Source organism: Nonomuraea sp. NPDC005983 (genome assembly GCF_040614375.1).
Taxonomy (GTDB): domain Bacteria; phylum Actinomycetota; class Actinomycetes; order Streptosporangiales; family Streptosporangiaceae; genus Nonomuraea.
In genome coordinates this window covers 1-8,137 of record NZ_JBEXUP010000241.1, presented here as the reverse complement: position 1 = coordinate 8,137, position 8,137 = coordinate 1, and the positions used below count along the sequence as shown (strand labels likewise).

Here is an 8,137-nt window from a genome sequence, read left to right as displayed (position 1 = left end):
AGCGCTCCGAACGGCGCGGCGAGCGCCGAGCGGGACGGCGGGGCCGATCCGATCGCGCAGATGGCGCGGGCCGCGCTCGACCCCGGCAGCCTGATGAACCGCGCGCTCGGCAACCCGAGCATGCAGCTGTTCAAGGGCGGCGCGAACCACCCCGCCATCCTGCGGGCGGGCTGGCCCGCGGCGGGCGTCGTGGCAACCGCGCGCGGGCTGGCGGGCTTCTACCGGTCGCTGATCGCCGGGGACATCCTGCGTCCGGAGACGCTCCGCGACGCCGTCCGCACCCGGGTCAGCGGGCCGGACCGGGTGCTGTACGTCGACAGCTCGTTCGGCCTCGGGTACATGCGGCCCTCGATGACGTTCCTGGTGCCCTCCGACAGCGCGTTCGGCCACACCGGCATGGGCGGCTTCCTCGGCCTCGGCGACACCGAACGCGGCCTGGCCATCGCGTACGTGATGAACAGGATGGCCGGCGCGGCGTCCGGCAGCATGCGCGCCTTCCACCTGACGGAGGCCGTCTACCAGTCCCTCTGACCTCCGCCCACCATCCGGTACGTCACTCGCGGCGGCCGGCGGAGCGGCGTCCTGTGGGGCGGCGGTGTTCGGCATGGCGTTCAGTGCATCGTCACGCCGCCGCTCACCGACAGGGTCTGGCCGGTGAGGTAGGCGGCGCGGTCCGTACAGAGGTAGGCGACCAGGCCCGCCACGTCGGCGGGCGTCCCAAGGCGGCGCAGCGGGACGCCCCGGACGATCTTCTCCACCAGCCCGGGTTCGTCCGCGGAGACGCGGCGCAGCATCGGCGTGTCGGTGGGCCCCGGGCAGACCACGTTCGCGGTGACGTTCCCCCTGGCCGCCTCGCGGGCCAGCGTCTTGGCCAGCCCGAACAGCCCCGCCTTGGTGGCGGCGTACGCGCCCTCCCCGCCCGACCCGGCCCGTGCTCCGTCGGACGAGATGAACACCAGCCGCCCCCAGCGCCGCTCCAGCATGCCGGGCAGGAGCAGCTTGGTCATCAGCATCGGCCCCCGCAGGTTGACCTGCCACATGAGGTCCCAGCTCGCCGGATCGCTGTCGACGAACGGCTCGACGACGGAGACCCCCGCGTTGTGCACGCAGATGTCGGCCCGTCCGATCGCCGCGCAGAACTGCGCTATCGAGCCCGGCGACGCCAGATCCACCCGCATCGCGACCGCCACGCCCACCTCACCGGCCGGAGCAGCACCGGCGGGACCAGTCCCGGCCAGGGCGGCGGCTGTCTTCTCGGCGCCTGCCAGGTCCACGTCGGCGATGATCACCCTGGCGCCGAGTGCGACGAGGTCCGTGGCGATGGCGGCGCCGATCGCGCCCGCTGCCCCGGTCACCACGGCCACCCGCCCGTCGAGCCGCATCCCCTCCATCAACGCCCAGCCCCCCACACCGACCGCGCCACGAACCCTGCGATGAGCCCTGCCATCAGCACCTCTCCTCCGCGCGTTTCGTCAGCACCGCGCCAAGGCAGCGCCACCGGCCCTGCTCCAGCAGCACCGCTCCATCAGCGCCCTTCCGCCCAGCACCTGTCCCCTTCTCGGCGCGCGACGGGGCAGCCCGCCGCCTTCCCGTCAGTGGCCCGCCTTCCACTCCTCGATCAGTTGCGCGGTGGTGGTGCGGGTGGACAGCAGGCTGAGGGTGTGTTTCAGCACCGCCTGCGCGTACTCCTCCGGGATGCCCGCGACCGCGTCCGTCACCACCGTGACCCGGTAGCCCAGGTTGACCGCCTCCAGGGCGAGCCCGGGGATGCCGAGGTTGAGCGACACCCCGACCGCCACCACCGTGGAGACGCCGAGCGAGCGCAGGGTGGTGTCGAGCGAGGTGCCGGTGAAGGGGGAGAAGCCGTGGTGGCGTCTGCTCTCCAGGTCGGAGCCGTCCCAGAGCTCGGGCAGGACGTCGACGGCGGGCGTGCCTTCCAGCATGTGCGCGGGGTCCCTCAGCAGGGCGGTGATGAACGGGCAGTTGTCGGTGTACGAGCCTGCGCGGTCCGCGCGGAAGGCGGCGGTGCAGTGGATCACCGGGAGGCCCGCCGCACGGGCCGCCTGGAGGAGCGCGGCGATGTGGGGCACCACGTCGTGCCGGGCGCAGGCGTCCACCAGGTCGGGAAAGTTCGTGACGTCGCCGATCACGCCCCGCTGCATCTCCATGACCAGCACGGCCGCACGCCCCACCGGACACCTCCATTTAGCCGAGCGCTTGCTTGGTCATCGCGAGCGTATCACCCCGAACCGCCGCGATCACGACGGGCGCCCAGCCACCCGCCACCGCCACGATCACGGCGACCCCCCGCCAAGCCGCCACCGCCGCAATCACCGTGGCCGCCCCGCGAACCGCCGCTGCCCGGCGATGCGGCCAGTTACGTGATGGGGAAATTTCGGGACTAGTGACAACCGGAACCCCGGGTGAGACCGTCGAACGGAAGACGGCCGCGCGATGGGGGTTGGACTTGGTCCCTGGTTACCGCGAAGTACGCCAGCTCGGCGCCGGCCACACCGGCCGCGTCTTCCTCGCCACCTACGAGACCACCGGCGCCTACGTGGCGATCAAGTACCTGAACGCCACCCTCCGCAGGGACGCCGAGTTCATGGACCGCTTCCGGGCCGACACCCACGCCCTCGTCGAGCTCGACGACCCCCATGTGGTCAAGCTCTACGAGTACGTCGAGACTCCCACCAGGGCCGCCGTGGTCGCGGAGCTGGTCGACGGCGTGTCGCTGCGCACCCTGCTCGCCGAGCACGGCAGGATCAGCCCCGAAGCGGCGCTGACCGTGCTGAAGGCCACGCTGCTCGCCCTGGCCGCCGCCCACGACAAGGGGGTGCCGCACCGCGACGTCAAGCCGGAGAACGTCCTGGTGCAGGCCGACGGAGCGAGCAAGCTGGCCGACTTCGGCGTGGTGGTGCACGCGGAGGCGCCGGGAGTGCCCGCCGGAAGCCCGGCATACATGTCCCCAGAACTATGGACGCACCGGGCGTCCGGCCCGCCCGCCGACCTGTACGCGGCGGCCTGCGTGCTGTTCGAGGCCGTCAAGGGACGGCCTCCGTACCGCGCGGACGGCGCCCTGGCCCTGCGCGACCAGCACCTGATGGAGCCGGTGCCGCTGGAGGTCGTCCCCGATCCGCTGCGCGACCTGCTCAAGCGCGGGCTGGCCAAGGACCCGGCGGCCAGGTACGCCTCGGCCAGGCAGTTCGCGGCCGAGCTGGAGGAGGACGCGGTCGCGGGGTACGGCCCCGACTGGGAGCAGCGCGGACGCCGCCACCTGGGAGAGCTGGCGACGCTGCTCGCCCTGCGCTTCCCGCTGGCCAAGCCGGACGCCACGGCCGACGCCCCCGCCAGGACGCGCGACCGGGTCAGGGTGCCGAGGCTGCCGCCGCATCTGTGGATCGCGGGCGCGACCGTGGCGACCGTCATGATCGCCCTACTCGCGTCCGGCGGACGCCTGCCGCCCGGCCCCGGCACCGTCCTGATGCCGCCCCCCGAGACCGCCGAGCCGGCCCCCACCTCGGCGGACACCACAACCCGCACCCCCACGAGCCCGCGCACGAGCGCGCGCCCGACCGGCCCCACGAGAGCCGATCCCACGACGCCGCCCGTGCCGAGGACGTCCGCGCCGCTGCCCACCGGTCCGCTGAGCGCCCGCGCGCCGTCCAGCCCGGCGGTCTCCAGCCCGGCGGTCTCCAGCCCGGCGGCCTCCAGCCCGGCGGTCCAGTCGGCGAGTATCGTGCAGTGGAGCGGCTCGGCGGGTGCGGTGCGGGTCGCCGCCGACGGCCCCGGCCCGGTGCGGCTGCAGGTCTCCTTCACCCGCCGCGACGACGACGGACCCGCCAGGACGCTCGCCCGCGAGACCCGCACGCTGGCCGGGAACACCGCCTACACCGACACCGTCCTGCGCGACCTCGGCGCCGTCCCGTGCGGCAGGCGCGCCCACTTCGGCATCGTCGTCCTGACGGAGCCGGCGGCGGCCAACGGCCCCCAGGTGAGCGAGGTCGAGGTCGCGGGCCCCGCCTGCCCGACGCCGCCGCCCTCCCCGTCGCCCACCGATCTCCCCACCGCGAGCACGTCCGCCCCCACCCCTGCGAAACACCCGTCGACGACCCTGTCGGAGACCCACGCGGCGGCCCCGACGTACGAGGAACCGGAGGAGGCCGGGACGCCGGCGATGGTCGGCTCGCCGACCGCCGCGACGGCCGTCGAGTAGCGGCCTTGTCGGCCAACCAAGCGTGCGCTAGCTTGGCTAGCGATGAGCGGTGACACCTCTGCCTACTGGGCCGCCTGCAGGCGCGGCGAGCTGGTCATCCAGCGCTGCGCGTCCTGCGACCGGCGGGTCCACCTGCCTGCGGCCGAGTGCCCGTGGTGCGGCGGCGAGCCGGTCTTCGAGCCTGTGTCCGGCGAGGGGGTGGTGCACACGTTCACCGTGGTGCACCGCTCGTTCGTCCCCGAGTACCGGGGGCGCGAGCCGTATGTGGCGGCCTGGGTGGACCTGCCGGAGGGGGCGCGGGCGTTCGGGCACGTCGTGGGGTGCCCGCCGGAAGAGGTACGCATCGGCCTGCCGGTGCGGGTGACGTTCGTGGACGACCTACCGCACTGGAGGCCCGCATGAGACTCGGCAACGTGCTGATCCCGGTCGCCGATCTGGACCAGGCGATCGCGTTCTACGGCCTGCCGGTGAAGTTCCGCGACGGCGACAGGTTCGCCGCCCTCGACGGCGGCGGCGTCACGGTGGCGCTGGCCGGCCCCGCCGAGCACGTCACCGCCGCCGTCGCGGTCTCGTACAAGGTGGAGGACGTGGCGCGCGCCGTGGGCGAGCTGTCGGCGCGCGGAGCCGAGGTGGTGCGCGCGCCCGAGGACGGGCCGCACGAAACGCGCGCCGTGCTGCGCGACCCGTCAGGAAACGTCTTCGTGCTCTACTCACCTCGCTGATTCGGAGGCGCCCCGATGCCTTACGGCAACTACGGCCACGCGATCCTGACCGCCGGCGCGATGCGCAGCCCCGACCGGGTGGCGCTGACGTACTGCGGCGAGCGGAGCTTCACCTACGACGAGCTGAACAGGGCCGTCAACCGCCGCGCGCACGCGCTGCTCGCGGCGGGCGTCACGCCGGGCCTGCGGGTGGCGGCGCTGCTCAACGAGACGCTGCACGTGGCGGAGGTGTACCTGGCGCAGGCGAAGGTGGGCGCGGTCACCGCGGCGCTGAACCCGTACTGGCCGGTCGAGACCCTGCGCGGCGTCGTCGAGCAGTCGGGCTGCGCGGCGTTCGTCTACGACTCGACGGTGGAGCAGGTGGTGGCCTCGATCAGGCCGTCGCTGCCGGGCGTCACCACCTGGATCAAGGTCGGCGGCCCCGGCGCGGACTCCGTCGATCTCGACGCGCTGGCCTCGGAGGCGTCCGAGGAGGAGCCGCCGCTGCGGGGCTCCCACGACGATCCACTGGCCCTCTACTACACGTCCGGGACGACCGGGCTGCCCAAGGCGGTCATGCACACGCACGCCTCGTCGCTGGCGACCGCCCGCATCTGGCTGGACGTGCCGCGCGGCCCCGACCCGGTGTTCGGCACCGGCGCGATCATCTGGGGCATCGGCTTCCCGGCGATCGTCGGCCCGGCCCTGTACGGGGGTATGCGGCTGGTGCTGGAGCAGGACTGGGGCCCGGCCAACTTCCTGCGGGTGGTGCCCAGGGAGCGGGTCACGCACGTGTCGCAGATCCCGTCGTTCTACGCGGCGCTGCTGGGCTCGTCCGAGCATGAGGGGGTGGACCTGTCGTCGATCCGGGTCATCATGCTCGGCGGCGAGCCGCTGACGTCCGCCATGCTCGACCGGATCAAGGCCCGCCTGCCGGAAGCGGGTGTGTACTCCTACTACGGCCAGACCGAGGCCCCCTACACCTGCATGGGCCGGGTGGACGACGGCTCCACCCCGCTCGGCTCGTCCGGCAGGGCCCGCACGGGCAACGCGGTCCGCGTCACGGACCCGTCGGGACGCCGGGTCGTCGACGAGGTCGGCGAGATCAACCTGGCGGGCCCGCACCGCATGACCGGCTACGACGGCCTGCCCGACAAGACGGCCGAGGTGCTGCGCGGCGACTGGTACGTGGGCGGCGACCTGGGGACGCTCTCCCCCGACGGCGTCCTGCGGGTGCTGGGCCGCCGGGAGGACGCGATCCTCAGGTCGGGCGTCTGGACGCAGCCGGTGGCGATCGAGGAGGCGGCCCTGGCGCTGGACGGCGTGGCGGAGGCGGGGGCGGTCGGCGTCCCGGCGCACGAGGAGGGTCAGGAGGCGGCCGAGCAGCGCGTCCTGCTGGCGGTGGTGGCGCGTTCCGGGCACACGCTCGACCCGTCCAAGCTGGCGCTGGCCCTGGCCGACAGGCTGCCGCCGCACCGGCGGCCCGACCGCATCGTGGTGACCGACGCGCTCCCCCACTCCGCCGACGCCTCCGGCGGGCCGGGCAAGCTGCTGAGACGCGAGATCCGCGAGCTGCACGGCCACCTGCTGGCGCCGTGAAGGCCGTAACCGAGCACGAGGCGAAGGCGCTCCTGCGGGAGGCGGGGGTGCCGGTGCCGCGCGGGGTCGTGCTGCGCGTCCCGGACGTCGCCCCGCTCACCGAGCTGGCGGAGCTGGCGGAGCCCCTGGTGCTCAAGGCGTTCGGGCCGGGTCTGGTGCACAAGTCCGACGCCGGGGCGGTGCGGCTCGGCCTGACCCGGGCGGACGTCCCCGCGGCGATCGCCGAGATGCGCGCCGCGCTGGAGGCCCGCGGCGTCGCGGCCGACGGGTTCCTGGTGGAGGAGCAGGCGGCGCCCGGCGTGGAGCTGATCGTCGGCCTGGTGCGTGACCCCGGGTTCGGGCCGGTGCTGCTCGCCGGGCTCGGCGGGGTGTGGACGGAGGCGCTGCGTGACACGGCGCTGCGCCTGTGCCCGATCTCGGAGACGGGCGCGCGCCGGATGCTGGCGTCGCTGCGCGGGGCTCCTCTCCTGCACGGCCACCGGGGCGGCCCCGCCGTGGACGTGGACGCGCTCGTCAAGCTGCTCATGACGGTCGGCGGCCCCGGCGGGCTCTGGGAGCGGCTGGACCTGGGCGAGTTCGAGTTGAACCCGGTCATCGCCACCGGTTCGGGGGTCATCGCGGTGGACGCCCGCTACGTCCCCGGCGACACGCCCGGAACCGCCCCCGCCCGCCGGACGGACTTCGGGGCGCTGTTCGAGCCGAAGGCCGTGGCCGTCGTCGGGGCGTCCACGAGCAGGCCGAACTTCGGGAACATGTTCCTGGAGTTCTACCGGGCCGCGGGCATGCCGGTCGTGGCGGTGCATCCCGAGGCGGACGAGGTCGGCGGCGTGCCCGCGGTGCCGACCCTGGCCGCGGCCGACGTCGACTACGCGCTCGTCGCGGTGCCCGCGGAGCGGTGCGTCGAGGTCGTACGGCAGGCCGCCGGGGTGCCGTTCACGCAGGTGATGAGCGGCGGATTCGGCGAGTCAGGACGTCCCGAGCTGGAACGGCGGCTCCTCGCGGCGGCCCGCGAGGCGGGAACCCGGCTGCTCGGCCCCAACTGCATGGGCGTGTACTGCCCCCGAGGGCGGCAGACGTTCGTCGGCGGCGGCGTGGGCGCGGCGGGCACCGTGGCGCTGATCTCCCAGAGCGGCGGGCTGGCCGGAGAGGTCATCAAGGTCGGCGAGCGGCGCGGGCTGGCGTTCAGCCGGGTCGCGACCGTGGGGAACGCGGCCGACGTCACGCCCGCCGAGCTGCTCGGCTGGCTGTCGGAGGACGCCGAGACCCGGGTCGTCGGGCTGTACCTGGAGGACCCGCGCGACGGGCGGGCGCTGTTCGAGGCGCTGTCGGCCACGTCCCTGCCCGTGGTGCTGCTGGTCGGCGGGCGCAGCGGGCAGGGCAGGCGGGCGGCCGCCTCCCACACCGGCGGGATGGTGAGCGACGCGCGGGTCTGGCAGGCGCTGGCCGACCAGACCGGCGCGACCCTGGTGGCCGGCCAGGACGACCTGATCGGCGTGCTCGGCTTCTTCCAGGCCCACGGGCGGCGGCTGGGGGGCGCCGGGACGGGCGTGCTGGTGATCGGGCCGAGCGGCGGCGCGAGCGTGCTGGCCGCCGACGCGTTCGACCGCGCCGGGCTGCACCT

Annotated in this window: 8 protein-coding genes; 6 read left to right on the top strand and 2 right to left on the bottom strand. The window is 74.4% G+C overall.

The features are described 5' to 3' along the window. Positions 1–531, top strand: a 531-nt coding sequence (locus ABZ297_RS45610) for a serine hydrolase domain-containing protein (protein WP_355360463.1), incomplete at its 5' end; no start/stop codon positions are given. Positions 532–611: 80 nt separating this feature from the next. Here ABZ297_RS45610 and ABZ297_RS45605 read toward each other — a convergent pair. Beyond that, positions 612–1,391 carry an SDR family NAD(P)-dependent oxidoreductase gene (locus ABZ297_RS45605; protein ID WP_355360466.1) on the bottom strand — a complete coding sequence of 260 codons (780 nt, stop codon included), beginning with the start codon at positions 1,389–1,391 and terminating at the stop codon, positions 612–614. 201 nt (positions 1,392–1,592) lie between these two features. Beyond that, positions 1,593–2,192 carry an isochorismatase family protein gene (locus ABZ297_RS45600; RefSeq protein WP_355360460.1) on the bottom strand — a complete coding sequence of 200 codons (600 nt, stop codon included), beginning with the start codon at positions 2,190–2,192 and terminating at the stop codon, positions 1,593–1,595. Between the two features lie 275 nt (positions 2,193–2,467). Between ABZ297_RS45600 and ABZ297_RS45595 the strand changes: the two genes are divergently transcribed. The 5 genes from ABZ297_RS45595 to ABZ297_RS45575 all read left to right on the top strand — a co-directional run. Next, on the top strand, positions 2,468–4,216 hold the full coding sequence (locus ABZ297_RS45595; RefSeq protein ID WP_355360457.1) for a protein kinase: 1,749 nt from the start codon (positions 2,468–2,470) through the stop codon (positions 4,214–4,216). A gap of 42 nt (positions 4,217–4,258) precedes the next feature. Further along, positions 4,259–4,618 (top strand): Zn-ribbon domain-containing OB-fold protein, encoded by a 360-nt coding sequence (locus tag ABZ297_RS45590; RefSeq protein WP_355360454.1) that lies wholly within the window; start codon positions 4,259–4,261, stop codon positions 4,616–4,618. Then, complete coding sequence (locus tag ABZ297_RS45585; RefSeq protein ID WP_350805267.1) at positions 4,615–4,938, top strand: VOC family protein; 324 nt, start codon at positions 4,615–4,617, stop codon at positions 4,936–4,938. Before ABZ297_RS45590 ends, ABZ297_RS45585 begins: the two co-directional genes overlap by 4 nt. Positions 4,939–4,953: 15 nt before the next feature. After that, positions 4,954–6,516 carry a class I adenylate-forming enzyme family protein gene (locus tag ABZ297_RS45580; RefSeq protein WP_355360450.1) on the top strand — a complete coding sequence of 521 codons (1,563 nt, stop codon included), beginning with the start codon at positions 4,954–4,956 and terminating at the stop codon, positions 6,514–6,516. Continuing rightward, positions 6,513–8,137, top strand: a 1,625-nt coding sequence (locus ABZ297_RS45575; protein ID WP_355360447.1) for an acetate--CoA ligase family protein, incomplete at its 3' end; no start/stop codon positions are given. The genes ABZ297_RS45580 and ABZ297_RS45575, both read left to right, overlap by 4 nt.

Excerpts from the sequence above, each read along its gene's own strand:
- ABZ297_RS45605 (WP_355360466.1), bottom strand. The coding sequence starts at position 1,391 with ATGGAGGGGATGCGGCTCGACGGGCGGGTGGCCGTGGTGACCGGGGCA.
- ABZ297_RS45580 (WP_355360450.1), top strand. The coding sequence starts at position 4,954 with ATGCCTTACGGCAACTACGGCCACGCGATCCTGACCGCCGGCGCGATG.
- ABZ297_RS45585 (WP_350805267.1), top strand. The coding sequence starts at position 4,615 with ATGAGACTCGGCAACGTGCTGATCCCGGTCGCCGATCTGGACCAGGCG.
- ABZ297_RS45590 (WP_355360454.1), top strand. The coding sequence starts at position 4,259 with ATGAGCGGTGACACCTCTGCCTACTGGGCCGCCTGCAGGCGCGGCGAG.